The sequence below is a fragment of the Enterococcus italicus genome (assembly GCF_023743875.1).
GTDB classification, from domain to species: Bacteria; Bacillota; Bacilli; order Lactobacillales; family Enterococcaceae; genus Enterococcus_G; species Enterococcus_G italicus.
Window position 1 is genome coordinate 1,157,662 of record NZ_JAMRVB010000001.1, and the last position, 26,879, is coordinate 1,184,540.

The window sequence follows — 26,879 nt, forward strand, 5'->3', positions numbered from 1 at the left end:
CTATTCTCCTTCGTCTAATTCCTCATCTACTATTCCATCAAATAAATCAAATGTACTATCATCTGCTAAATCAGCCGACATTTGCTCTAAATCAGGGAGTTCGGTTAAATTTTTTATACCAAAATAATTCATGAAATACTCCGTCGTGCCATATAAAATTGCCCGACCAGGTCCATCAGCTCTTCCCATTTCTTGGATAAACTGTAACGCAATCAGCTTTTGAATTGAACCAGTTGTCTTTACCCCTCTAATTGTCTCAATTTCCGTACGGGTAACGGGTTGCTTATAGGCAATAATAGCCAATGTTTCAAGCGCAGCCTGTGACAATTTTGCAGATAGTGGTGACTGCGCATATTCCTTTAGTAAGGGACTCAATTCTTTTTTTGTTGATAGGACAAATTGATTGCCCAATTCCAAAATAATATAAGGGGAGTGACTGTCTTCTTCAAATTGCTGATTTAACAATTGAATGGCTGCAAATACATCTGCTGTGGGTTCTTTTAGCACATAGCTTAACTCGTCCAACCCTATTCCTTCTTGACCTGCAATGAACAATAATGCTTCTAACTCACGATAAGACCTCATTTGTACCTTCTCCTGCAAAAATCATAATTTGTTCGTAGCTGTTTTCCTGAACTACTTTAATTTTTTTGTATTTCAATAATTCTAATAATGCCATAAACGTGGTGACAATTTCCTCTTTGCTTCCTGTATCAAACAATGAATCAAAAGGACAGCCTTGCTTATCCGTTAACAATTGAACACGCGTTTCAATTGTTTTAATGCACTCTTCAATTGTTACTTTATCATTGGAAATACTAGCCTCAAACTTGGCACGCTTTTTCCTTTTTTCAAGTAATTGATGAAATGCTAAAAATAAATCAATGGTATTGACTTGATTGTCTGGTAGTTCTTGATTGACTTCTTTATACTCATCCATATCTAGCGGTTCTTTGCTGAAAAAAAGCTGGCGTTGATCTGCATAGTCGGATAATTGATGGGCAGCCGCTTTGTACTTTTTGTACTCAACCAGTTGAGCTACCAACAAATCTCTAGGATCTTCTTCAAAGAAATCATCGAAAAGCTCCTCTTCCTCCTCCATTGTCGGTAGAAGCATTTGGCTTTTTATCGACATCAAGGTCGCAGCCATCACCAAATACTCGCCCGCTACTTCAAGCTGCAAGTCCTTCATTGCATGGATATAGCTCATATACTGTTCAGTAATTTCTGAAATGGGAATATCATAAATATCCAGTTCATATTGCTGAATTAGATGCAACAAAAGGTCAAGCGGCCCTTCAAATACAGCTAGCTTCAAATTCATTTCCTTCATCCATTAACTCCTAATTCTATGCTCTTGGGAAATATTGCTTGTAGACATCTGTCATACGTTTCTTTGTAATATGCGTATAGATTTGCGTTGTTGAAATATCTGCATGACCTAATAACTCTTGAACCGTACGCAAATCTGCACCATTTTCTAATAAGTGTGTCGCAAAACTATGGCGCAACGTATGTGGGGTCACCGTCTTATGGATGCCAGCTGCTCGCACAATTTCTTTTAGGTTTTTCCAAATTCCTTGTCTGGTCAATTTTTTCCCATGACTATTTACAAACAAGGCCGTTTCATTCGGTTGTTTGCTAACAAGTATTGGTCGCGCATCACTTAAATAGACCTCCAGCCAATGAATCGCCATATCTCCTAAGGGAACGATACGCTCTTTGTCTCCTTTACCGATTGTCTGTAATAAGGCCATATTGAGATGAATATCACTTAACTGCAACTGAATTAATTCGCTCACTCGCAGTCCAGTCGCATACATGACCTCAAGAATCGCTCGATCCCGAATCCCTAATATTTTTCGGGTGTCAGGTGTATCGATCAGGCGTTCCACTTCTTTTAAGCTTAACGTATCTGGCAATTTTTGTACTTTTTTGGGCGTATCAATGTGTTGCATTGGATCATGATCGGTATGCCTTTCTTGCCTTAAAAATTGATGGAAGCGGCGTAAGCTAGAAATCATACGAGTAATCGTAGCGGTCGATTTATTTTCCTTTTTTAATTGCTCCAAAAAAGCCAAAATAGTATAGCGGTCAATTTGCTGCCAACTAGTAATTTGTTTTGTTTGCACAAACGTATAATATTGTTTTAAATCTCTTTCATAACTTGAACGAGTATTGAGAGATAGGCCTCGCTCAATCGTCAAAAAATGCAAGTAGTCTTCTATCTGTTCGTACATTTCTACTCACCTCTACATTCACTGTCTAATAGTAACAAATTTCCAGCTAAATAGATAGTTCTGAACCCATTACCTGACTCTAATCCTCAATAAAAAAACTTTCTAAATGAGAACATTTCTGTTTTCACTTAGAAAGCAACGTATCTTTGTTAGCTTGCATTTTTTCTTGGCAAGAATGACAAATTCCATGAAACGTCAAGCGATGATCTTTGACCAAAAATTGATACCTACGCTCAACGACTTCTTCTACCTCGCCTAACAAGTCTTCTTCAATTTCCTCGATATTGCCACATTCAAGACAAAGCAAATGATGATGGAAGTGTTTTGCTCCCTCTTTCCTTAAATCATAACGAGCCACACCATCATTAAAACTGACTTTGTTGACAACGTTTAGTTCGGTAAGAATTTCAAGCGTTCGATACACTGTGGCCAAGCCTATTTCTGGGCTTTTCTTTTTTACAAAGAAATAAATCTCCTCTGCAGATAGATGTTCTTTTTCATTTTCTAACAAAACTAATACAGTTGCTTCCCGCTGTGGGGTTAGCTTAAAACCAGAATCATGCAATTGTTGTTTTGTTTTTTTTAATGCTGCCACAGTATTCATGAAAAAACCTACCTTGATTACAATTATTTTAATTTAGCACCTAATTATTAGAACTAAATCTAAAGTTATTATAATTTATCATCCAATATTATTCAAGCATTCTCAATTAGATTTTTTAATTAGTGTCGTATACCCATCTTTTTGTTCAATCATTCTCAGTTTCATCAAATGCCCTAGTGCGCGTTTGAACTGACCTTTACTGATGCCAAAGAGTTGCTTAATATCTTCTGGTGAAGACTTGTCAGTATATGGCATTTTATGCTCGCTGGCTCTTTCTAAATAGGCAATCAACATTAATGCATCATCCGAGATCGCTTCATGAGCTCTCGGTTTTAATGAAACATTCAAAATTCCATCTGGACGTACACCAATCACTCGACCATGGACGATTTCACCCAGTCGTGGCTCTTGAAACCGTTCACTCGGATGAATAAAGGCTAAATGTTGATCATCGGTGATTAAGAAGCTACCTGCTAACTTTAACCGATAGATGGTGCCAGTAATATTTTTATTTTTTTCTTCAATTGTCGCTTTTTGCGCCATCGCTTGAAATAATTTTTCGTCAGCAATTCTCGCCCAAATACGATTTTTTTCATCCGTGCGTAATTCAACCATTAAGCGATCGCCTTTTTTAGGCCAAAGCTCTCTCATCAGCGGGAGCTCGTCAAGTGACACGGCAATATCTTTATCTGGTAAAACAATATCCACAAAGACACCTAAGTCTCTGCGAACTTCTTTGACTTCTGCCCAGCTAAATCGGCCTTTACCAATTAAAGGCACTGTTGTTGTCATGCAATAGTCTTGATTTTGGTTTTGGTAACCAAAACCTTCCACTAATTCCCCTAATTTATGTTCCCCTTCACTTTTTGGCAAACGAAAGGTCACACCATTTTTTTGAACATAGTATGCACGCTCATTTTCGTCAATAATCATGCCACTAAATACTGTAGCTACTAACTCACTCATAGTTTTCTCCTTTTAAGACTAGCTAACGGTTTAATTTGATCCATTGCCTTTAAAATAGCCTGTTTTTGCATTGATGGTTGCGATATACATAGGTAACGCCTTGGCACTAATCGTTTTCATTAGTGATGATTCATTATTCATGGCGTATAGGTTGTAATACCCTTCGCCGTTTTCAATTCGAACTCGTTCCAAATAAAAGCCATTTTGAACAATATACCCTTTTGCAATAGCACGATTAATGACGAAATCATACATCCCAGCTCCCCAATTCCAGGCAGAGCTAGAAGAATTAGCCAAATCACTTTTACGAGAATCAATAATCGGGCGATTTTCTTTATTGGTCGCGGTATTTGTACTTAAGATCTGCGTTGATTCACTATAGGTTGTATTGGCAGCTATTTTAGCTAGTAAAGTGGCTTGTGCTTGAGCGGCTTGCTCCTCTGCTGCTTTTTGTTTGGCTGCTTGCTCTTGAGCGGCTTGCTCAGCAGCAACCTTTTCACGGGCAGTTTTCTCAGCTGCCGCTCGTTTCGTTAGCGCAGTTTGCACGGGTGTAATTTGGGTTTGTAGCTTCGCCTTTAGGTCCTCATCATACAACGTTGTTAGTTGTTTTTTGACATCGTCATAGCTTGTTTGGTTGACCGTAGCTGCTACTGTCTCATTGGATAACTGATCGGTTAAGTGAGTGACATTTGCCATGACTGATTTCGCATTTGCGATCTCTTTTTCAGCGACTGTAACGGCTTTATTGTATGTCTCTTCAAAAGTAGAGTTCCCAGTTAATTTTGAAAATGTAGCGGTATCCACATTTTTTACATGTGCATCTGTCTGAATTTCGCCATTAACCAATATAGGGCTCGTAAATTTTTCATTCAAAGCTTCGACTTGTGTTAATTTTTCTTGCGCATCTGCTAGCACTTGTTTGATATCCTTATAGCCTGCTACTTTTTTTAGTAAACTTAATCGATTGTCTAAATTGGAAATTTGAGTGGCAGTGGTGGTATCTTTTAGAAATTGTTGTTGATCATCAGTAAATAATTCAGTAACCTCAGAGGCAATACTAGCTAATTGAGCCTTCTCTTTGGCTTCTTGCTCCCTCTCTGCTTGCGCAACTGCTTGAACATGGTTGTAATACGCTCCACCAGTAATTCCAACAGCTAAGACTGCTGCCAAAGCATACCATTTACGCTTTGGATGTTTTTTCTTTTGCAGTGATTGGCGCGTTCTTTCTGTCTCTGGTTCACTAACTCGATGCTCTGCAATCGGCTGCTCGTTTTTAGCTACAGCAGTTTGATTGACTACCGTTTCTTCAACCGTTGATTCAGCGGGTGCCTCCAATTCGGCTGTCTCAGCAGCTTCCACTTGCTGAGAATCGCTCTCCACCTCAACAGTTGGTAATGTTGGCTCACTAGCATCTTCGTTTGTTGTTTCTTCATCTGCTTCTTCATCTGGTTCCACAATAGTTTCTTCAGCTTGCAGTTCCTCTTGGTACTCTTCAGCATCTTCGTTTGACATAATGATAGCGTCTTTTGGATCATCATCCAATGAAGTAGGTGAATCTGTCACTTTTTCTGCGGTTTCTTTTTCCTTGACTAGCTCTTCAATTTTCTTTAAGGCCTCGACTTGAGTCCCTTCCTTATGGCCACGTAAATAGGTCGCTAGAATCGGGTTATCTTCAAATAATTTTTCAACTGACTCCTCCATTGAATCTGAAGCTTGTTCGTCCATTGCATCAGTATGACTGGAATCTGTAAATTTATCTAATTGCTCCATCACCTCGCCAAGCGAAAGGTCTTTTAAATCAGACCAGTTGATATCATCATTTTGCTTTTCTGATTGATAGTCGGGCGATTTAGCAGTATCATTCTTTTTTTCTTGTTTCTCTTTTTCTTCCTTTGGGTAGTTACTCATAACTCTTTGGACCACTCCTTTAGCAAACTACTAATAATCCTATCATACACTAAAAAACAGGGCAGTAAAAGATGGGCTTTTCACCAATTTTGATTGTGTTACATTTTTTACTTTAAAACCATATCATGTGACATCAATCGTTTTGTCCGGATAATTTGATAAAATGGTCAGAGTAGTTACTAAGACAAAAAGACCAGTAAATCCAAAAGTTTGAGAAACAACTTCTGGATTTTCTGATCTTTTGCGTTTAGCTGAGTCTGTCTTAGCTTCTTTACAAACTATTCAAGAAAATCTTTTAATTGTTTTGAACGAGAAGGATGGCGTAATTTTCTTAGTGCTTTGGCTTCGATTTGTCGAATCCGTTCTCTTGTTACACCAAATACTTTTCCAACTTCTTCTAACGTTCTTGTCCGGCCATCGTCAATACCAAAACGTAGTCGTAACACATTTTCTTCGCGATCTGTTAGTGTATCCAACACATCTTCTAATTGTTCTTTTAGTAATTCATAAGCAGCGTGTTCTGCTGGACTAGTTGCATCTTGGTCTTCAATGAAATCCCCTAGATGTGAATCATCCTCTTCACCAATCGGCGTTTCAAGTGACACAGGCTCTTGTGCTATCTTTAGAATTTCTCTTACTTTTTCTGTAGATAAATCCATTTCTGCGCCGATTTCTTCCGGTGTTGGTTCTCTACCTAAATCTTGCAATAATTGTCTTTGAATACGGATTAATTTATTAATAGTTTCTACCATATGGACTGGGATTCTGATAGTGCGAGCTTGGTCGGCAATCGCACGAGTGATGGCTTGACGAATCCACCAAGTAGCATAAGTTGAGAATTTGAATCCTTTACGGTAATCAAACTTTTCAACAGCTTTCATTAGACCCATATTTCCTTCTTGTATCAAGTCTAAAAATTGCATACCACGACCAACATAGCGTTTGGCGATACTTACAACCAAACGTAAATTGGCTTCTGCCAATCGTTGCTTTGCTTCTTGATCGCCTTCTTCAATTTTTAGGGCTAGTTCTACTTCTTCTGCGGCAGTTAGAAGTGGCACACGACCAATTTCTTTTAAGTACATCCGAACAGGATCATTTATCTTCACGCCAGTTGGAGCCGATAAATCTTCTTGTTGGACAGTTTTTTCTTGTTTGCTTGCATTTTTCAAGCTGTGAACAGATGGTTCGCCATTTTCATCAACAACACTAATTCCAGCATCTTCAATTTTTTGAATCAATTGATCCATTTGATCTGCATCTAAATTATGAGGTGTTGCTAGTTGATTGGTCAATTGATCATAGACAACTTGCCCATTTGGCTTATTTTTGCGAATAAATTCTTTTACTGCTTGTTCATACGTTGCGTTTGTTTCTTTTGTCATGAAAGATGCCCCCTTCGGTGCTTGCTTAATCTACGTTCTTTAATCTACGGGTGAGATCAATAATCTCCATTGCTAGTGTTACTTGCAATTGTGCATCACTTACGTTTGATGCGTGTCGTAACTCTTGTTGCTTTTGATTGATTTGTTGCTGATATGCAGCCATTTTAAGCTGCCTCATCAAATCATGAAATTCTTGTTCGGAACCTTCTTCTGAAAGATTGGCTGAGCCAATGGCAATCATCAATGTTTTTAACGAATCTTTTTGCAAAAAATCTAAAAATTTTGCAAAATCAAACGTCTCATTTACATCTAAATAAGTATCTAAAAGAACAAAAAGTTCTTGATAGTGATCCTCAGGAAATACACCGTCTTGTTGTTTAAACTTGGTGCGATACAAACTGTCATTTGTCATCCGAAATAATAGTAGCTCTTCGGCTTTTTGTAATTGCGTTTTCCGTTGCTGAATAGATCTTTGCGAAGGAACTGACTGTGCACCAGTATGACTTTGTGGTGCCATTTTTTTTCGGCTTTCTCGTTTGACTACTTGCAATTGTTGGACTAGGGTCGCACGTTGAATGTCAAACTGGTTAGCAATTTTGGTCAGATAGCCATCTTGCTCTAAAATTGAATCGACATACGTAAGCTCTTTTAAAAGCTGCTCCAAATAGGACAATTTTTCCTGTTCATTCTCCAAATGAAATTGTGTTGCGAGGTAATCCATCGTGAATAGAAAAGGCGTCAGTTGCTGATGCTTCATTGCTTGTACAAATGAATCGCCGCCATATTTACGAATATACTCATCTGGATCTAGCTTTTCAGGAAGTAGTAGAGTGGTTAGCTTTAGCCGGCTATGCTCTCTTAATAACTGAACCCCTCGCATAGTTGCATTTTGACCAGCCTGATCGCCATCGTAGCAAAAGATAAGTTGCGCTGCGAGTTGCTCCATTTGACGGATCTGTTGTTCGGTGAGACTGGTTCCCATGGACGCTACGCCGTTTGTAACCCCAGCTTGCCAAGCTGCAATCACGTCCATAAATCCTTCAAACAATACGATCGTATTTTCTTTTCGAATGGTTGCCTTCGCTTTGTCTAAATTAAAGAGGACATCTCTTTTGTTAAAAATCGATGTTTCAGGAGAATTTAAATACTTTGGCTGATCGGAGATCTCTTCATTTTCAAATTCAAACCACCTTCCCGAAAAGGCAATCGTCTTACCTTGTGGGTTTCGGATTGGAAACATAATACGCTGATAAAATCGATCGATTAAAGAGTGATCATCTTTTTCTACAAAAAGACCAGAATTAGGAAAAGCATCAGGCGCTAACGATTCATTTCGAAAAATGCGCTCCAAAAATGTTCGTTGTGGTGGCGCAAAACCGATTTGAAACTCTTGAATTAATTCATCCGTCAGCCCTCTTTGATGCAAATAGTCTAATGGTTGCTGCCCCACTTCAGTATTCACCAAAATATGATGATAAAACTGCATTGCTTTATCATGCAGTACCAGTAAGGGTGACGATTCAACTGTACTTGGCTGCGATACGCGTAAAGCATGGTCGATGGGAATTTGTTCAAGATCAGCTACTTTTAAAACGGCTTCAGCAAAAGAAAGATGATCAATTTCTTCGATAAAGCGAAAAACATTGCCTCCTTTTCCGCAACCAAAACAATGAAAAATTTGCTTGTCTTCTGCAACACTAAAAGAAGGCGTTTTTTCATTATGAAATGGACATAGACCTAGGTAATTTTTACCTGCTTTTTTTAGCTGGACATATTGACCAATAATTTCAACAATATTGGCTTGCTCCCTGATAGAATCAACGACAGTCGAAGGTATCTTCGCCAAAAAAATCACCTCCATCCAACTCGAAATACATAGAAAAACTTCGGTAAAAAATCGCACTAATCAAATTAGCGCGATTTATCGTTTGTTTTTTTTACTCTTTCTATCATAACATATTTTTTACAAGTGGCAAGTTTTTTTGCTTAATGTCTTCTTATTTATAGGTTTCTTCCAAATGACTCATCCAACTTCCTAATAGACAACCTAAAAGAAACAACACAAAGCAACTTAGATAGCCTAGTGCACTCATTCCGGCGTAGTTCGTAGGAATAATCATAACCGTAGATGCAAAAACAATTCCTAAAATAAAATGAAACAGCTGGGCGTATGCTTTACTAAAAATATAATCCATCACTTTTGACAATGCTAAAACAGTTACCAAGCCACCTACAGCGATAGGCAAAATAACGCCCAGATTGACCGTCTTAATTCCATCGGACATTGCTTTGTACATCCCCATATAAACTAAAAAATTGGAAGGACTTAGACCTGGAACAATCATCCCCAATCCAATTAAGGCACCGGCGATCACCCATGTAAAGGTATTTTGCTCCACAGTTCCAAAAAGTGCGGCTCCTTTCCATAAAAACAACCAACCGACAAAAAACGTTACCGCAAAAATAATTAATTCGCGGTTCGTTCGTCCTTTCTTGCCTGCTTCCTTCCATAAAGAAGGAACAGTTCCAACAATACAGCCGACGAAAAACCATAAAATAATTGTTTCATAATTTCCTAGTAAAAAACTTACCGCAAAAGACAAAACAAAAACACCCGCAATCCCACCAAGACCAACTGGTAAGAAGTAGCGAACATTCTCTTTGAAGTCTCGTGTAATGTGCGCTAAGAAAGAAATAATGCGTTCATAAATGCCAAAAATAGCTGCGAGTGCCCCGCCGCTCACACCTGGTAGAATAAATCCTGATCCGATAAACATCCCCTTGATAAATCGTAACACCCAATCGTTCTTATGGTTTTGCTCTTTCATAATTTCCCCCTAACAAGATTTAAAAAAAGATAGTCGTCCATTGTATTTTATAAAGATTCCATTGGACTAAATCTGCATAAAACATATTACCACCATTATGATATAAATAGCCACCGTTGTAAATAAAGGATCGCCAAGCGTAATAGCGATACTTCGTCTGTTCTTCATTACCCAATTTTGGTGAAAGAACATCTCTTGAATACGTTTCAGCTAACTCAACCGTCGTTTTCCCACCATTTTCTTTCACATAGGAAATGTAATCCAATCCAAAATTATAGGCTTGAACAGCCGTCCAAATATCGACATCTGCTTCTTTGGCCTGTTTGATTGCTTTGGCTAAAAAAAGTACACCTTGTTTGATACTTTGTTCTGAGGCAGTAATTGTTCCTGCTGTATTCGTCAGACTTTCAGAACTCTGCATCGGATCATTGCCAAGACCTTTTGACTCCGTATAAATAATACTGAGCGCCAGATCCCGGTATTCTGAAATACCATGTGCTTTAGTCTCTGTCGTCACCAATTCATCAAAAGTATGAACTTGTTTTAAAATTTTATAGTTTCGATAACCAATTGCACTGACACTAATCACCAAGAGGAAAAGAATACCTCGGACAATAAATTGTTTGCTTTTTTTCTTCAAAACACTGTACCAACCTTTTTTGTTTCGCTATACACTTTTTATAGGGTACCTTGCAATAAGAGCTCTGTCTATCATTTCTCTCCTTTCACTTATAATCTTTATAAAAAAATAAAGCCTTATACCATATCTTACGATAATGTTCGCCACTCATGCTGTTATTCCTCGGAAAAAATCGCTATACTAAACGTATCCTCAATTTAGATAATCGTATTTTAGTAAAAGGAAGTTTTATTATGGAGCATGGCATAGTCAAGTCAATCATTCTATCAGATAAAAGTGTATTAGCCTATGAAATTTTCGGAACCGGCTTCCCCTTTGTCTTACTACATGGAAACGGCAATGATCGTACCTATTTTGCCAATCAAATTCCTTTTTTTGCCAAGCAATTTAAGGTCATTGTCGTAGATAGCCGCGGTCATGGGAAGTCGACAGGTGAACTGAGTCAACTCTCTTATCAATTGATGGCAAACGATTTATATGAATTATTTCAAGCAGAACATTTGAAACAGGCCTATATCTTAGGATTTAGTGATGGAGCGAATGTCGCCATGGCTTTTAGCGCGAGTTACCCAAATAAAGTCACCAAGCTTGTTTTAAATGCCGGTAATTATTCGGTTTCCGGTGTCAAACTAGGTGTTCGAATTTTGACGGACATGCAGTACGCCTTGGTCAAATTTCTGGGACTTTTTTCATCCCATTTCAAAAAAAGAAAACATATCGTTCACTTGATGGTAGCCCCAACCGGCCTATCGAAAGAGATGCTAAAAAAAATTACTGCCAATACACTAGTAATCGTCGGCAAAAAAGATATTATCAAAATTGAGCACTCAATGGCTATCGCCTCAACGATACCAAAGGCGACCTTTGTGCTCATTCCAAATCAAGGGCACTTATTAGCAAAGAAATTACCAAATGTTTTTAATGAAGAAGTTTTGCACTTTTTAGTGGGGGGAGAATCATCTTGAAAAAAGCAATACAAGTGATAAACAAGCATGCCAAATTTTTAAAAGGAATGTTTATTTTAATTGTATCGGTCCTCGTTGTGGCGCAGTTATTGTCTATTTTTAACAGTCTGTCTATCGATAAATTCCAATCCATTCTCGATAATGTAAGTTGGTGGAAATTTGTTATTATTTTGCTCGTCGGATTGCTTTCGATTGTACCGATGACTGGCTATGATTTTACTTTGAAAAAAATGGTCCAACTTGACTATTCAAAACGCTATATTTTCGAAGCGAGTTGGATTATTAATACCATTAATAATTTAGCCGGTTTTGGAGGATTGGTGAGCGTTGGTTTACGGAATGAATTCTTCCGTAAAGGAGCAAAAGATCAACGAATTATTGGGGCATTAACAAAAATATTAGTATTTGTACTATCTGGTCTATCCATTTATAGTTTATTTTTCTTCGTGTTGACACAATTTTTTGCCCTTTCTGACTATGTCAAACAGTACTGGATTTGGTTATTGGGCGCAGGACTTTATTTCCCGATTGTCTTTTTAATTGCACGTAGGAAAAAAGACGGTCTATTAACAGGACTATCTTTAGAAAATCGGTGGCGTTTAATCGGAACCTCTTTCTTTGAATGGACAGGGATGATTGTGACCTTCTCGGTTATTGGTTATTTTTTGGATAGTCCAATACCTTTAAATGATTCCATTCCGTTATTTATTGCAGCAACTGTAATTGGGATTGTGTCCATGATTCCAGGCGGACTAGGTAGCTTTGATGTTATGATCATTCTTGGCTTTTCTTCAATGGGGTTACCTCGTGAGACTGTTGTGCTTTGGTTGCTTTTGTATCGGGTCGCTTATTATTTCTTGCCATTTTTATTAGGTGCCTTACTCTTTTCTAAGCACTTATTTACTAAACTTGATGAAAAATATAACAGTGTTCCTTCTCAATTAGCTGTAGAACTGTTTCATAAATTAATTGTCGGACTGCTTTACTTCTCTGGTATGTTAATGATTTTAGTTGCGACCATTCCAGAGGCATTTACCACCAACAAATGGTTGGAACATTTGAATCCTTTCCGTCTCCATATCATCGCTCAATTCCCAAGTATCTTATTAGGCTTTTCACTCTTAATCATGGGCCGTGGGATGGCTGCAAGAGTCAAGAGAGCCTATTGGCCGACGATTATTCTTTTAGTTGTGACAATTTTTTATGCCTTCATAACTGACTTTAGTCTCTTTACTGTTAGCTACTTTGTTTTACTTCTCATTTTGGTCATTGTTTCTAAATCTGAGCTGTATCGTGAGCAATTGGTGTATTCATGGGAGTGGTTGACTATGGACGGGTTAATCTATGGTATTTTGACCGTTCTATATCTGATTATTGGCTTTTATAATTTACCTAGTTTTTCCAATCATTTCCAGCGTCATCATATATTAAGACCCGGCTCATTTTTACTCTTCCCTTCTGAAAAAGCTTGGTTTTCAGGATTTATTGCCATTATGGTCGTAATTGCCTTCCTATCGTTGTTCACGCGCTATTTAAGAGGAGAGAAGAAAAAAGTCGGTACTGCATTAAATGAAGCTGTAGCAAGTCAAATTTTGACTACATATGGTGGCAATATAGATAGTGAATTAATCTTTTTACGAGACAAAGAAATGTATACTTACTACAAAGACGATGAGCCGACAGTCTTTCTGCAATTTCGTACGATAAATAATAAATGTATCGTAATGGGCAATCCATCTGGGAAAAAAGACGACTTCACTGCCGCTCTGAAGGCCTTCATATTTGATTGCGATGTGTTAGGATATTTACCTGTGTTTTACGAAGTTAGCGAAAAGACAGTCCTCACTATGCACGAATTTGGTTACGATTTTATCAAAATGGGCGAAGAAGCCTTGGTTGATTTGCAAAGTTTTTCTCTCGCAGGTAAGAAACAACGAGGTGCTCGTTCCTTAATGAATCGTTTGACCAAAGAGGGGTACGCGTTCGAAGTGGTTCAACCACCTTTTTCTGCTGAGAACATGCAAGCCCTTAAAGCAATTTCAGATAGCTGGCTTGAAGGGCGCAAAGAAAAAGGATTCTCTTTAGGATTTTTTGATGAAGCCTATTTGCAACGAAATCCAATTGCCTTAGTCAAAAATCAAGCGGGAGAGATTGTGTCCTTTGCAAATATTATTCCAACATATACAAAAGAAAGTGCCACCATCGATTTGATGCGTCACCATAAGGAGAATGCCCCTGCTGGCAGCATGGATTTTCTATTTATCCATCTATTTGAGTATTTAAAAGAAGAAGACATTCAGTATTTTAACTTAGGTATGGCGCCCTTATCCAATGTCGGCAAATACCGTAGTAGCTTTGTTCAAGAGCGCATAGCAGCGTTCGTCTACGAATTTGGTTCTGAATTGTATTCATTCCAAGGACTACGAGAATACAAGTCAAAATATGCCAGTTTATGGAATCCTAGATATACATTGTATTCAAGAGATAGTTGGATTTTGTATGTGATTATTGTCTTATTAATCGTCGACAATCAAAAAAACGATGACTCCTTAAAAAAATAATTAACTAGTCGTAAAAAGGCCACCCCATCTTCCGGATGAGATGGCCTTTTTAGTGCTGACGCGCTACTTCTGGGCGCTTACGCTACTTCTTTTAATCTTGCACAATCTGATCTTTTAAAATCACAGAGAGGGTTCCGTCCGATTGTTGGACAAACTCGACGACGTTCGGATCACGATATAATTCCATTGGGATAATTACTTCAATTCCATTAGCCAATTTAATTTTTTGCTTCTCAAATTTTTTCGCAGAAACTTTTTCAATATTGTGGATGGTCGGTATATCGTCATGGACACCTTTTTCAGCGACTTCCTCTATAAATGCTTTTTGCGCAATTGGATTGTCTTGGAAAACGTGTTGCGCAATTTTTTCAACAGACGTCTCTTCTTCTTCAACAAAGGAGGTCGCCAACACATCTTGAACTGTCGCCTGAAATGCAACACCCTCTTCAGAAAATTTTTCACCAACTTTTTTTGCTGTTTTTTCAAGAACGGTTACTTGTTGAGTAAAGGATAATTCGACTGGCGACTGCAAGACTTTCTCAGCTAAATATGCCATCTTTTTACCAGAAAACTCGTATTTTTTCTCGATTAGTTCAAATCGTTTCGTCGACAACTCAAGTAAAAATCCTTCACTAGCCGCTTGTGAAAGAGAAGGAATAAGAGCACGATGCATGAGTAAATCCGTAAAAAAAGTTTGCTCATTGGATTCAATCGCATGCGTGAAGCCCGTTTGATAATCCATTTTTAGAAATGCTAGATGGGACGTCTCTTCTCGTTCAAATGACACAATAAGAACATCACAGCTTGGCGCTCCTTCACTTTCTACATAACACTGATACCAACGCTCGACTACTTGCTGATTTAATGCGGCAAAATTGTCCTGATTAGACATGATCAGCTCATTAACAATACTAGTAGGCGATAAATACCCCGTCTGTGCTTTAGCATTGCTAATCTTCGTAATTTTTTTCTCAATAAATTCTCTAATAAATTCTTTGGATAAATCTAACGCTACACTAGAAAAGATAGGTAGGCCTGCTTCACGATCAATCACGTGTAAGTAGGCACTCTTTAAGTAAATCATGACACATGTTCTCTCCTTCTATGAAATAAACATCATTATACCATACGTTCCATCTACAATTTCGTTACATCCTTTGACTTTTCTCCTATCTCCTTGATACAATTTCTTTAGAGGTGATTACGATGAATATTCAAAATCGACTAGAAAACATCCCCACTCAAGTCAAACAAGCATTGCAACCATCATTTATTTTTTTGATAAATGAGGACATAATCCAACATTTTCCTATTCGCCAATGGCAGGCCGGCCAAATTCTCGCCGAAATTCAGCGGCAATTAGGCCCGAATTATGAAAGTTCTAGTTGGCATAATTATTTGATTTGTTGGAATGCACAAAAAACCAAACTTTTAATCATCCCCAGATATCAAACCATCACATCTTTAAAAAAAGAATTTGATTCTCATTAAATTTTCATTATCTAAAAAAAATCTGTTCAAATAGTTTTTTTTTTCATATAATCAAATGGTATTGAAAGGGGAACATCATGAAAAAGAAACAATTAGCTAAATTAAAACAACAATTTCGTCCATCTTTTACGGATGCTCGACAACAACTTTTCCATAAAATGGAAGAGAAAGCACAAGAAGACTATCAATTGAATCTTCGTGTTTTCCTAAATGGTACGGAAGGTCATGAGATGCGCATTGAATTGCTGCAACCAACCGAACGCGATCAGCAAATCAAAGTACCACTGGATGAAAATTTTACAACGGTGGTAAAACGAATCCAAAACCAAGAAAAAGGCTTATTGGATCGTTTTAGTGCTAATTTAGTAGAAGAAGTGGCAAGTTATTGGATTCCAGAACAAACACGATCAACACCAACAATTGCAACAACAGATGGTGAAAAAACGACAGCATTCATTAAAGAAATCGAGAGCTTCCCTAAATTCACTGTTAAAGAATCCGATACTTCACTAGAAATCTATGAAGAAACAGCGAAAGAACCTCGCTTGCTTGCTTCCGTATCTAAAGTAGAAGAAAACACACGGGTGATTGAGTCCGCATTGGAAAGAAAATACAAGCTAAAACTAGAAGTCATCCCAGTTATTGATGCCTATGCAGCAGTGCCATTAGCTGAAAGATAAAAGTTTATATCTGACACAACACTGTTCAACTACAAGTAAAAAAGCCATAAAATCCAAAAGTTTTATCTCGAACTTTTGGATTTTATGGCTTTTTTACTTGTAACTCTACTTCAAGCCTTTTTGGTTTAGTAGCAGAAACGTAGCTAAAGTCCAACTACTAGGGTTATTCTCTTTTTGGTTCTTGACTTGATCCAAGCTCAGTAATTTTACCTGTTGCTAGATACACTATCCATTCACAAATATTGGTTACGTAATCACCAATACGTTCAAGATATTGCGCTACATATAAATACTCCGTACCGCTAATCACTGTCTCAGGATTTTCTTTCATAGAATCAATTGTCATATAATAAATATCATTATAATATTTATTCACCTTTTCATCCATCTGTGCAATCATCCGTGCATCTTTTTGATCTGTCTTCACATATGCAACCAATACATTATCTACCATTTTTTTTACGTAATCAGACATATCAGAAATTTCTTTTTCTACATCTGCAATGCGCTGTTGCCCTTTGACACGAATCGTTGATTTTGCAATCGAAACCGCATGATCTCCCATACGTTCTAAATCAGAGCTAGCTTTCATTACAGTGATAATATTTCTTAAGTCTGTCGTTACCGGTTGTTGCAATGCAATCATTTCAAAACTTCTTTTTTCAAGTGAAATTTCTAATTCATTGATGTGGTCGTCATATGCAATCACTTCTTTTGCTAATTGTTTGTCATGTTTGACATATGCTTTTACCGATTTATGAATCGCACTACTAACCATCATACCCATCTCGTAAAATTGATTATGCAAATTAAGTAAATCTTCTTCGAATTGTGAACGTAACATTTTTTCTCCTCCTAATTACCCAAATCTGCCTGAAATATAATCATTCGTTTCTTGCTTGCTAGGATCCAAGAATATTTTCTTGGTTGCATCGTATTCTATCAGACTGCCGTTCAGAAAAAAAGCAGTCTTATCTGAAATACGAGAAGCTTGTGACATATTGTGCGTCACGATGACCATTGTGTACTTGCTCTTTAATTCCAACAATGTATTTTCTATTTTGCCTGATGAAACTGGATCCAGGGCACTAGTCGGTTCATCAAGTAAAATAATTTTCGGATTAACGGCTAAAACTCTAGCAATACATATCCGTTGCTGCTGACCACCAGAAAATGACAGTGCGCTTTTGTGCAAATTGTCTTTTGTTTCTTCCCAGACAGAAGCTGCTTTGAGGCTTTCTTCTACAACTTGATCAAGTAACTGCTTGTCCTTTACACCTTTTAAACGTAAGCCATAAACAACATTTTCATAGACTGAAAAAGGAAATGGATTGGGTTGTTGAAAAACCATACCAATTTCTTTACGTAGTTCAACAGTATCCATCTTCGGACTATAAATATCCTTGTCACCATAAACAATACTACCAGTTATCGTAACATTAGGAATCAAATCATTCATCCGATTTAAACATCGTAAATAAGTCGATTTCCCACAACCTGACGGACCGATCATCGCCGTAATTTCATTTTGGTAAATTGCCAGGTCAATCCCTTTTAATGCCTCTTTTTTCCCGTAGTACAAATGCAAATCTTTTGAACTAATCATTGGTTTTGTCATTATTTTGCTAACCTCCATCTACCCAAAATGTCCAGAAACATAGTCTTCCGTCGCTTTTATTTTTGGTCTCGTAAATATCTTGCGGGTATCATCATATTCAATCGCATAGCCTAAGTAGAAGAAGGCTGTGTAATCACTAATCCGTGCCGCCTGTTGCATATTATGGGTGACGATTATGATGGAGTAATCTTTTTTTAGATTAATTAACGTTTCTTCAACAGTACTTGTCGAAATTGGATCGAGCGCGCTCGCTGGTTCATCTAATAATAAAATATCTGGTTTCATAGCAATTGCACGGGCGATACACAATCTTTGTTGTTGCCCACCTGACAGAGCATGAGCACTTTGATGTAAACTATCTTTTACTTGATCCCATAGTGCAGCCTGCTTCAGACTCGTTTCAACAATCTCATCCAATTTTTTCTTATCTTTTTCACCATGTCTTTTAAGTGCAAAGGTAATATTTTCATAAATAGATTTACTAAATGGATTTGGACGTTGAAACACCATTCCGATTCGTTTACGCATTTCATAAACGTCCACTTCTTTTGAATTTACGTCAACATTCTTATAAATAATTTCTCCTGTTACTGTCGTGTTAGGAATTTCATCATTCATACGATTCAAACTACGTAAGTAAGTCGATTTTCCACATCCAGACGGACCAATTAAGGCTGTAATTTTATTTTTTTCAAAGGGGAGGTCTACCCCTTTTATCGCTTCATTTTTGCCATAAAAAACATGAAGATCTTTGGTTTCTATAATAATTTCTTCGGGCTTTTTCAACTCGATGATATGACGATCTGCTAAATTATACTCTTTCATACTCTTCTCCTTATGCTGCCGAAGTCATTTTTTTGTACAGGCGTTTGCCTATTGCACGTGCGCCAAAGTTAAACGCTAGTACTGCTAAAATCAACACTGCTGAAGCACCTGCCGAAATCGCATCGCCATCAGGTTTTGTCCCCTCTGAATTCACCTTCCAAATATATACAGCTAACGTTTCCGCTTGACGGAAGATATTCAGTGGACTAGCAGCACTCAATGGATTCCAGTTGCTAAAATCCAATGCAGGTGCACTTTGACCTGCAGTGTAAATAAGCGCAGCGGCCTCACCAAAAATTCGACCAGAACTTAAAATTACGCCCGTCAAAATACCCGGGGTAGCCTCAGGAACAATCACGCGTAATACTGTTTCCCATCGTGACAGACCTAAAGCTAAGCCTGCTTCACGCTGAGTTGCTGGGATAGCTCGTAATGATTCTTCAACATTTCTTGTCAAAAGAGGCAAGTTGAAAAATGTCAGCGCTAATGCACCTGAAATAATCGAGAAGCCATATTGAAATTGTAAAACAAAGACCAAGAAACCGAACAAACCAACCACAACAGAAGGCAACGAACTAAGAATTTCAATCGATGTACGAATCACATCTGTCAGCCAATTTTGCTTCGCATATTCTGATAAATAAATACCAGCTCCCAATGAAATTGGAAAACTAATAATCATCGTTACAATTAATAAATAAAATGAATTAAAAAGCTGAATACCAATCCCACCACCGACTTGGTAAGCCTTAGATGGTTGGGTTAAAAATTCCCATGAAATATGAGGCAAGCCACGAACCAAAATGTATAGCAATAAGGCAGCTAAAATAATGACGATGACACCTGCTATGCTATAAAGAATTCCTGTAGCGATTTTATCTGCACGTTTTGCATTCATTATTTCAATGCCCCCTTCCGACCGATTAGGCGAATAATAATGTTAAATAATAATGACATCAAGAGTAAAATCAGTGCTAAGGACCACAAGACATTATTTTCTAACGTCCCCATAATCGTATTTCCAATTCCCATCGTCAAAATAGAGGTCAAGGTGGATGCTGGCGTTGTTAGGCTAGTTGGAATAAGAGCAGCATTTCCGATAACCATTTGAATAGCCAAGGCTTCACCAAATGCGCGTGCCATTCCAAATACGACCGCTGTTAAAATACCTGGTACAGCCGCTCTAAGGACGACTTTGTACGTTGTTTGCCACCGAGTTGCACCCAATGCTAACGAGGCTTCTCGGTAATATCTAGGGACTGAATTTAATGCATCAACAGTCATCGTCGTTACTGTCGGTAAAATCATCACGAATAAGACAAAAGTACCTGCTAAAATACCAAATCCCGTACCACCAAATACCGATCGGATAGCAGGAACAATGACAGATAGTCCAATAAACCCATAAACAACAGAAGGGATACCGACTAACAATTCAATAACCGGTTGCAAAATCTTTTGACCCTGCTTAGGGGAAATTTCAACCATAAAGACAGCGGCACCAATAGCGAATGGTGTCGCTAAAATAGCTGATAGTAATGTAACGATAAAAGAGCCCAAAATCATCGGTAATGCACCGACTAATGCTTTACCATCTGATCCGACGACACTAGGGTTCCATTTTGATCCGAATAGAAAATCAAATACGTTGACCTTATTTACAAAGAAAGTGGCCAATCCTTTACTTGCTACAAAATAAAAAATTGACAATACAACCACAACAATCAATGCGATACAAAGAAAACTGATTGCTTTACCAAACTGCTCCATCTTAGAACGTTTTGATTTTTTCATTAACACTTTTTTTACATCTTCCACAAGAGGGTCCTCCTCAAAACTTTTTTCTCAGACTAAGTGTAATAGTTCAACATCAATTTCTATTAAACGTCTTGTAAGGGAATGATTGAGATTGTAAATTTTTTGTAAATAACGCTTAATTAATTAGATTTCCTTCCCAATCTCGTTGGACAGTCATTTTCGATACTGGAATGTACCCTAACTTAGTCACCAAATTTTCTTGGATCTCATCTGATAAAATGTATTCAATAAATGACTGCGTAAGTGAATCAGGACTTTTCTTGGTATACATATGTTCATATGACCAAATGATCCACTTATTGTCCATTACATTTTCATCAGTTGGTTTCACTCCATCAATTGACAGTGTTTGGACATCACTTGTAACGTACGAAAATGCAACATAACTAATCGCTCCCGCGGTATCTTTCACTATCTGACGCACCATTCCACTTGAATCTTGCTCTTGAGCTTGTTTGGCTTCTTGACCGTCCATCACCCATTTTTCGAAAGTCGCTCTCGTTCCACTGCCAGATGCTCGGTTTAATAAGACAATTGGGGTATCTGTTCCACCCAGTTCCTTCCAGTTTGTGATTTCACCAGTAAAAACTTTTTTTAAGTTAGCTAAGGATATATTTTTTATCCCTACTTTTGGATTGACAATCGGTGTAATACCTACCACTGCTACACGGTGGTCTTCCAATTTCGTCGCATCAATGCCTGATTTTTCTTCAGCAAATAAATCTGAGTTACCGATTTCTACCGCACCTGCCTGCACTTGGCTCAATCCAGTACCACTCCCACCACCTTGAACATTGATAAATTTCCCAGGATTGTTGGATTGAAACTCTTCGGCAACGGATTCCACTAGTGGCTGCAAAGCAGATGAACCAACAGCAGTGATAGACTCTCCTTGATCTACCCATTTAGCGCACCCTGAAATAAGAATCGATAGTGAAAAAATTGTTGCCAAAAGTATTTTTTTAGTCATTTTATTAACTCCTTGTATGTATTCATAAATTTACTTATCTATTCATTTTAGCATCTTTTGAATGATTTTTAAATGTATCTCTTCTCAATAACTTGGCTTGCGAACGTTTCAATTGTCCTTTTTTCACTGACAAAAAGAAAGACATGAATCCCAATCAAAAGTAATGGTTCGCCATTGCCTTCTTTCGGTAACTTCATGTCTATTCTTTATTCTATAAAAATCGAATTATTTTTTATTCTTCAGACTCTGCATCTTTCATCGCATCACCTAAGATATCACCCATCGTAAAGCCGGTTGACTCTTCAGGTAATTCATAAGATTCTTCTGGTTTTTCGGCTTTTTCTGCTTCAGGCTTTTCCTCTAAAGCTTTGATACTTAAGGCAATTCGATGATCAGTCGGATTTACTTCCAATACTTTCACTTGTACGGTATCACCTTCATGTAACACTTCATGCGGTGTTGCAATGTGTTTGTGCGAGATTTGGGAAATGTGTACCAGGCCTTCGACGCCAGGGAAGACTTCCACAAATGCTCCAAAACTAGTCAATCGCTTCACTGTTCCTTCTAAAGTGGCACCCACTTGCGCCTTTTCTTCGATGTTGTCCCAAGGGCCAGGCAATGTATCTTTAATTGATAATGAAATACGCTCAGTTGTTGGGTCAATAGAAAGGACCGCTACATTGACTGTATCGCCAACAGCTAACACATCACTTGGTTTACCGACATGACCATGTGAAATCTCAGACACATGAACTAGGCCATCAATACCACCTAAGTCTACAAATGCACCAAAATTCGTCAAACGAGCCACGTTTCCTTCTAACTGGTCGCCTTCTTTGATAGAAGCCAATAATTCTGCTTTTTTGTCTTCTTTTTCAGCTTCTACTACTGCTTTATGGGATAAAATTAACCGATTTTCAGATGGTTCAATTTCAATAATTTTTAGCGTTAGTGTCTTGCCTTTGTATTCTTCAAAGTCATCGACGAAATGATCTTCAACCATTGATGCTGGAACAAAACCACGTACACCAACGTCGACCACTAAGCCGCCTTTTACAATATTCGTTACTGGTGCTTCAAGGATTTTACCATCTTCAAAGTCTTTTTCAATGTCTGCCCAGACTTTCTTGGCATCTAAGCGACGTTTTGAAAGTAAATAGCTTCCATTTTCTTTGTCTTTGCCGATGGTTGAGATGACAACTAAATCTAAAACATCACCAATTTTAACTAGTTCATTGATGTCTTCTACTGGTAAAGTCGAAAGTTCTTTAACAGGAACGACCCCTTCCACCCCAGCACCTTCAATGCCAACGATTGCTTGCTTGTCTTCTACCGCAAGTACTTCACCTTTGACTACATCGCCGACACTCACTTCTTTAAAGCTGTTTAGAGCATCTTCCATTGAAACATTCACATTTTCCACTTGATTATTATCAAATTCTGTCATACCGTATATCCTCCTAACCAACACTTCAATTATAAAATACCTACAAGTTCTAGTTTATGCTATTCTTTGAAAAAAATAAAGCGATTTCCACTAAATCAAAAAATTTTCTATGATTTCTTTAAAATACAAATATTCTTTTCATATTATTTATTCATTTATGGTTTCTTGTCGAATTTGCTGCAAATACAAGCGAGCCGCATTTTGATTCATTTCACCTTGTGTCATTTTTTTTACGACCGTGTCTATTTCTTCTGCATTCGCACCAACACTCATAGCCAGCGATCGTGCTTGCAAGGCCATATGTCCTTGCTGGATTCCTTCTGAAACCAGCGCTCTTAATGCAGCTAAGTTTTGCGCGAGTCCTACTGCAACGGCTATATACGCTAATTCTTGTGCCGATGGGTTTCCTAGCATTTCATGAACTGCATGCGCTTTTGGCAAAATGGTCGTGGCACCACCGACAGACGCCATGAGAATAGGGACTGCTAGTTCACCTACAAGCTCACCTTCCTCTATATACCAGTCACTTAAGCCTTGATATGAACCATTTCGTGCCGCATATGCGTGGATAGCCGCCCCTACTGCACGTGTATCGTTACCCGTCGCTAGTACGAATGCCTCGATACCATTCATTATTCCTTTGTTATGCGTCGTTGCTCGATAGATATCGATTTTCGCATAGCGTGCTGCTTCGGTAATTTTCGTTGCAATTTGTTCACCGTTTGTTCCTTTTGATAGTTTTGCAAATGGAATGCGGCAGCAGACGGTCGTCACTGCCTCTGTCGCATAATTCGATAAAATGCTCATCAAAAGCTGTTCAGTAAACTGCTCTTTTATTTCATTGGCAATAGCTTCCAGAACCGTATTTAGCATATTTGCGCCCATCGCTTCTTGCGTGTCCATAAAGACATCTAATGATACATCACGTGTATTTGCAAAGGTCCGCACTTCAATCTTGCGCACGCCACCGCCACGGACGACAATCGACGGATATGCTTTGTTTGCTAGCTGATAAAAATGATTTTTCTTCTCCTCAAGCGCTTGGACGAACGACTGGAGACTGGCTACTTGAGTAAAAATAATTTGCCCCCGCAACAAGCGTTCAGTCGCCTTGACAACAAAGCCACCAGTCGTCTTGGCCATTTTCGCTCCATTGCTACAAGCAGCAATGACAGATGGCTCTTCTGTCACGAGTGGAACAATGTATTCTTTGCCATTAATTAGTAAATTTTTGGCCACACCTAAAGGCAACGGAAAATCACTCAGTTGGTTTTCAATTAAGTGATTGCTAATACTTTCAGATAGTTCTTGCTGTGACAATAATTCCGCTTGCTCATTTGTTAAAATGCCTTGCTCCACCAAGTCAGCCCGTCGCTCCCCTGGTGTCTTCTTATAAAAAGGAAGATCCGCCTGATCGAGTATTTCTTGGTCTGGTACGCGTAAAAGCAACGCCAATCCAAGTCCACCACCTACACACAACGATGCAATACCTGTCTTTTGCTTCGTGCGACGAAGCTGATGAACCAGTGTCGTGACAATTCTAGCACCTGTCGCACCAATCGCATGGCCTAAAGAAATTCCGCCACCAGCAATATTAACTTTCGTCTCGTCCAATCCTAATTCGTTTTCGACCACAATGGAAGAAGCTGCGAATGCTTCGTTGATTTCAAATAAATCTACGTCATCAAGTGCCAGCTGGTTGCGTTGGCTTAATTTTTTAATCGCTTGAATTGGAGAAATCCCCATCACTTCTGGCTCAATCCCAATTTCTACCATGTCTTCAATCTCAGCAAGGTATGGAATACGATTGGCTAGTGCATACGTTTTGGTGCATAGTAGGAGTGCCGCTGCCCCATCATTAATAGTCGAAGCATTTCCTGCTGTTACCGTGCCATTCTCTTTAAATACGGTCTTTAACGTCGCCAATTTTTCCGTCGTTGTTTGCGGACGAATGCCTTCGTCCTTGGTTACTAGCGATTGATCTGCTAAAGGAACTGGCACGATTTCTTGCTCAAACCAGCCACTATTTTGGGCATGGGCTGCTTTTTGTTGCGAACGATAGGCAAACGCATCCTGTGCTTCTCTTGAGACACCATAGCGTTCGGCCACAAGTTCAGCCGTCATTCCCATCATTTTCCCACTTAATGCATCCTTTAACCCATCAACAAACATGACTTGTTCAGGCTGCGAATAAGTCTTTGTTGCTTTATCAAAATAACTAACAGATGGTGCATTGGTCATACTCTCTACCCCACCAGCTAGCACAATGTTTGCTTCTTTTAATTGGAGCATTTGCCGTGCAAGCGCTATAGCTTTCATGCCTGACCCACATACTTCATTCACAGTCACAGCCGGTACCGCTACTTCTAACCCAGCCTTCAGACTAATTTGTCTCGCTGGATTTTGGCCATTTCCAGCTTGTAAGACATTCCCAAAAACGACATAATCAATATCGTTTACCATTCCTTTATGTCGATCCAATAGTTCTTTTGTCACAATGGTTCCTAACTCAACGGCCGAATACACTGCTAATTCACCGTGATATTTTCCAATTGGTGTGCGTAACGCATCAATGATTACTACTTTCTCCACTTGGCCACCTCCATAAAAAATATAGCATGGATACACAAAAAAAAGAATACTTCACCAATAGCTAACATCATTCGCTACAGGATTCTTTAACAATCTTTAAAATTCTATCATTACAAGCATATCTTTTCCTTTATATGTTATGTTATACGTAGCAAAATTTTTTTCAATTTGAAAGGAGAAACCGATGTCGATAGGTATAGATCAACTATCATTTTTTGTACCCCCTTATTACGTGGACATGCCCGAACTTGCAATTGCTCGTAACGTCGATCCAAACAAATACATTATTGGGATTGGACAATCCCAGATGGCTATTGCGCCGAAAACTCAAGATATTGTGACTTTCGCAGCCAATGCCGCTAAACAAATACTCACTAAAGAAAATCAAGAAAAAATTGATATGATTATTGTAGGAACGGAGTCCAGTACCGATGAGTCAAAAGCTTCCGCTGTTGTTTTACATCGCTTATTGGGTCTGAGCCCTTTTACACGATCATTTGAAATTAAACAAGCTTGTTATGGAGCTACGGCTGGGATTCAAATCGCCCGTGACCACATAGCCGCTCATCCAGACAGCCTAGTCTTGGTCATCGCGACCGATAACGCACGCTATGGTCTAAATTCCGGGGGAGAACCCACTCAAGGAGCTGGTGCTGTAGCTATGATTCTTTCTGCCAACCCTCGTATCTTAGAGCTTTCGTCAGAGACCGTCGCTTTCACTCAAGATGTTTATGACTTTTGGCGTCCGACCGGCAATCTCTATCCCGAAGTGAATGGACCACTTTCCAATGAAACGTATATCGCGTCATTCCAAAAAATTTGGGACGAATACACCACGCGCTACTCGCAATCTTTTGCAGATTTTGCTGCATTATGTTTTCATGTTCCCTACACCAAGATGGGGAAAAAAGCGTTATTATCTAAATTAGAGACAGCACCTCATGAAATCGCTGAATTGTTACTTGAACGCTACGAAGAGAGCATTCATTACAGTCGCAAAGTCGGTAATCTGTATACTGGGTCTCTCTACCTAGGTCTAATTTCATTGCTCGAAACAAGTGTTGCTTTAAAATCAGGTGACAAAATTGGCCTATTTAGCTACGGCTCAGGCAGTGTCGCTGAATTTTTCACAGGGCATTTAGTAGACGGCTATAAACATCATCTACACGAAGAGTTGCATACGCAACTACTATCGCGACGAATCAAGCTAGCTATTCCTGAATATGAACAGCTATTCAATGATACATTGGACATGACAAAATATAGTCAATTTCAAGATGATCAACCATTCAGCATAACCGAAATCAAAGACTACATCCGTTTTTATCGTCAATAATCATA

General features: G+C 38.6%; 24 protein-coding genes. 5 read left to right on the plus strand and 19 right to left on the minus strand.

The genetic code is table 11. The features are described from left to right. From scpB to NE257_RS05605, 10 genes are all read right to left on the minus strand, one after another. A complete protein-coding gene (gene scpB / locus NE257_RS05560; protein ID WP_251851752.1) occupies positions 1–585 on the minus strand; it encodes an SMC-Scp complex subunit ScpB in 585 nt (194 codons plus the stop codon). Continuing rightward, on the minus strand, positions 569–1,333 hold the full coding sequence (locus tag NE257_RS05565) for a segregation/condensation protein A (protein ID WP_251851753.1): 765 nt from the start codon (positions 1,331–1,333) through the stop codon (positions 569–571). Before NE257_RS05565 ends, scpB begins: the two co-directional genes overlap by 17 nt. 16 nt (positions 1,334–1,349) lie before the next feature. Further along, positions 1,350–2,240, minus strand: a complete 891-nt coding sequence (xerD, locus tag NE257_RS05570) for a site-specific tyrosine recombinase XerD (RefSeq protein WP_007208041.1) — start codon at positions 2,238–2,240, stop codon at positions 1,350–1,352. Positions 2,241–2,364: 124 nt separating this feature from the next. Further along, complete coding sequence (gene fur, locus NE257_RS05575) at positions 2,365–2,844, minus strand: ferric iron uptake transcriptional regulator (protein WP_007208040.1); 480 nt, start codon at positions 2,842–2,844, stop codon at positions 2,365–2,367. Between the two features lie 102 nt (positions 2,845–2,946). Further along, entirely contained in the window at positions 2,947–3,810 is an 864-nt protein-coding gene (locus NE257_RS05580; protein ID WP_251885971.1) for a CvfB family protein, read from the minus strand. Positions 3,811–3,840: 30 nt separating this feature from the next. Then, on the minus strand, positions 3,841–5,718 hold the full coding sequence (locus NE257_RS05585) for a cell division site-positioning protein MapZ family protein (protein WP_251885972.1): 1,878 nt from the start codon (positions 5,716–5,718) through the stop codon (positions 3,841–3,843). Positions 5,719–5,996: 278 nt separating this feature from the next. Beyond that, positions 5,997–7,103 (minus strand): RNA polymerase sigma factor RpoD, encoded by a 1,107-nt coding sequence (rpoD, locus tag NE257_RS05590; RefSeq protein ID WP_007208037.1) that lies wholly within the window; start codon positions 7,101–7,103, stop codon positions 5,997–5,999. A gap of 25 nt (positions 7,104–7,128) precedes the next feature. Further along, entirely contained in the window at positions 7,129–8,964 is a 1,836-nt protein-coding gene (gene dnaG / locus NE257_RS05595) for a DNA primase (protein WP_412339468.1), read from the minus strand. A gap of 136 nt (positions 8,965–9,100) precedes the next feature. Further along, positions 9,101–9,931, minus strand: a complete 831-nt coding sequence (locus NE257_RS05600) for a DUF368 domain-containing protein (protein WP_007208035.1) — start codon at positions 9,929–9,931, stop codon at positions 9,101–9,103. A gap of 19 nt (positions 9,932–9,950) precedes the next feature. After that, complete coding sequence (locus NE257_RS05605) at positions 9,951–10,571, minus strand: lysozyme family protein (RefSeq protein WP_007208034.1); 621 nt, start codon at positions 10,569–10,571, stop codon at positions 9,951–9,953. A 233-nt stretch (positions 10,572–10,804) separates the two neighbouring features. Here NE257_RS05605 and NE257_RS05610 point away from each other — a divergent pair, with 233 nt between their 5' ends. Both NE257_RS05610 and mprF read left to right on the plus strand, forming a co-directional pair. Then, on the plus strand, positions 10,805–11,536 hold the full coding sequence (locus NE257_RS05610; protein WP_251855242.1) for an alpha/beta fold hydrolase: 732 nt from the start codon (positions 10,805–10,807) through the stop codon (positions 11,534–11,536). Then, on the plus strand, positions 11,533–14,097 hold the full coding sequence (mprF, locus tag NE257_RS05615) for a bifunctional lysylphosphatidylglycerol flippase/synthetase MprF (RefSeq protein ID WP_276532304.1): 2,565 nt from the start codon (positions 11,533–11,535) through the stop codon (positions 14,095–14,097). Before NE257_RS05610 ends, mprF begins: the two co-directional genes overlap by 4 nt. Before the next feature lie 91 nt (positions 14,098–14,188). Here mprF and NE257_RS05620 read toward each other — a convergent pair whose 3' ends face one another. Next, the gene (locus NE257_RS05620; protein WP_251885973.1) at positions 14,189–15,181 is read right to left on the minus strand and encodes a nucleoid-associated protein; all 993 of its coding nucleotides are present in this window, start codon (positions 15,179–15,181) and stop codon (positions 14,189–14,191) included. Positions 15,182–15,303: 122 nt separating this feature from the next. On the opposite strand from NE257_RS05620, the gene NE257_RS05625 reads away from it, so the two are divergent. Beyond that, complete coding sequence (locus tag NE257_RS05625) at positions 15,304–15,588, plus strand: hypothetical protein (protein ID WP_007208030.1); 285 nt, start codon at positions 15,304–15,306, stop codon at positions 15,586–15,588. A 77-nt stretch (positions 15,589–15,665) separates the two neighbouring features. Next, a complete protein-coding gene (locus NE257_RS05630) occupies positions 15,666–16,268 on the plus strand; it encodes a hypothetical protein (protein WP_007208029.1) in 603 nt (200 codons plus the stop codon). A gap of 163 nt (positions 16,269–16,431) precedes the next feature. On the opposite strand, the gene phoU is transcribed toward NE257_RS05630, so the two are convergent. The 8 genes from phoU to NE257_RS05670 form a co-directional block, all read right to left on the minus strand. Then, positions 16,432–17,112, minus strand: a complete 681-nt coding sequence (phoU, locus tag NE257_RS05635; protein ID WP_251885974.1) for a phosphate signaling complex protein PhoU — start codon at positions 17,110–17,112, stop codon at positions 16,432–16,434. A 15-nt stretch (positions 17,113–17,127) separates the two neighbouring features. Continuing rightward, positions 17,128–17,886 (minus strand): phosphate ABC transporter ATP-binding protein PstB, encoded by a 759-nt coding sequence (gene pstB, locus NE257_RS05640; protein ID WP_040366430.1) that lies wholly within the window; start codon positions 17,884–17,886, stop codon positions 17,128–17,130. An 18-nt stretch (positions 17,887–17,904) separates the two neighbouring features. After that, entirely contained in the window at positions 17,905–18,711 is an 807-nt protein-coding gene (gene pstB, locus NE257_RS05645; protein ID WP_007208026.1) for a phosphate ABC transporter ATP-binding protein PstB, read from the minus strand. A 10-nt stretch (positions 18,712–18,721) separates the two neighbouring features. Next, entirely contained in the window at positions 18,722–19,609 is an 888-nt protein-coding gene (gene pstA, locus NE257_RS05650; RefSeq protein WP_007208025.1) for a phosphate ABC transporter permease PstA, read from the minus strand. After that, the gene (pstC, locus tag NE257_RS05655) at positions 19,609–20,529 is read right to left on the minus strand and encodes a phosphate ABC transporter permease subunit PstC (RefSeq protein ID WP_251851763.1); all 921 of its coding nucleotides are present in this window, start codon (positions 20,527–20,529) and stop codon (positions 19,609–19,611) included. Before pstC ends, pstA begins: the two co-directional genes overlap by 1 nt. Positions 20,530–20,644: 115 nt before the next feature. Next, a complete protein-coding gene (locus NE257_RS05660) occupies positions 20,645–21,499 on the minus strand; it encodes a phosphate ABC transporter substrate-binding protein PstS family protein (RefSeq protein ID WP_007208023.1) in 855 nt (284 codons plus the stop codon). Positions 21,500–21,731: 232 nt separating this feature from the next. After that, a complete protein-coding gene (gene rpsA / locus NE257_RS05665) occupies positions 21,732–22,946 on the minus strand; it encodes a 30S ribosomal protein S1 (RefSeq protein ID WP_007208022.1) in 1,215 nt (404 codons plus the stop codon). Positions 22,947–23,093: 147 nt separating this feature from the next. Further along, a complete protein-coding gene (locus NE257_RS05670) occupies positions 23,094–25,538 on the minus strand; it encodes a hydroxymethylglutaryl-CoA reductase, degradative (RefSeq protein ID WP_251885975.1) in 2,445 nt (814 codons plus the stop codon). A 184-nt stretch (positions 25,539–25,722) separates the two neighbouring features. On the opposite strand from NE257_RS05670, the gene NE257_RS05675 reads away from it, so the two are divergent. Further along, the gene (locus NE257_RS05675; protein WP_251851765.1) at positions 25,723–26,874 is read left to right on the plus strand and encodes a hydroxymethylglutaryl-CoA synthase; all 1,152 of its coding nucleotides are present in this window, start codon (positions 25,723–25,725) and stop codon (positions 26,872–26,874) included. Positions 26,875–26,879 lie beyond the last annotated feature (5 nt).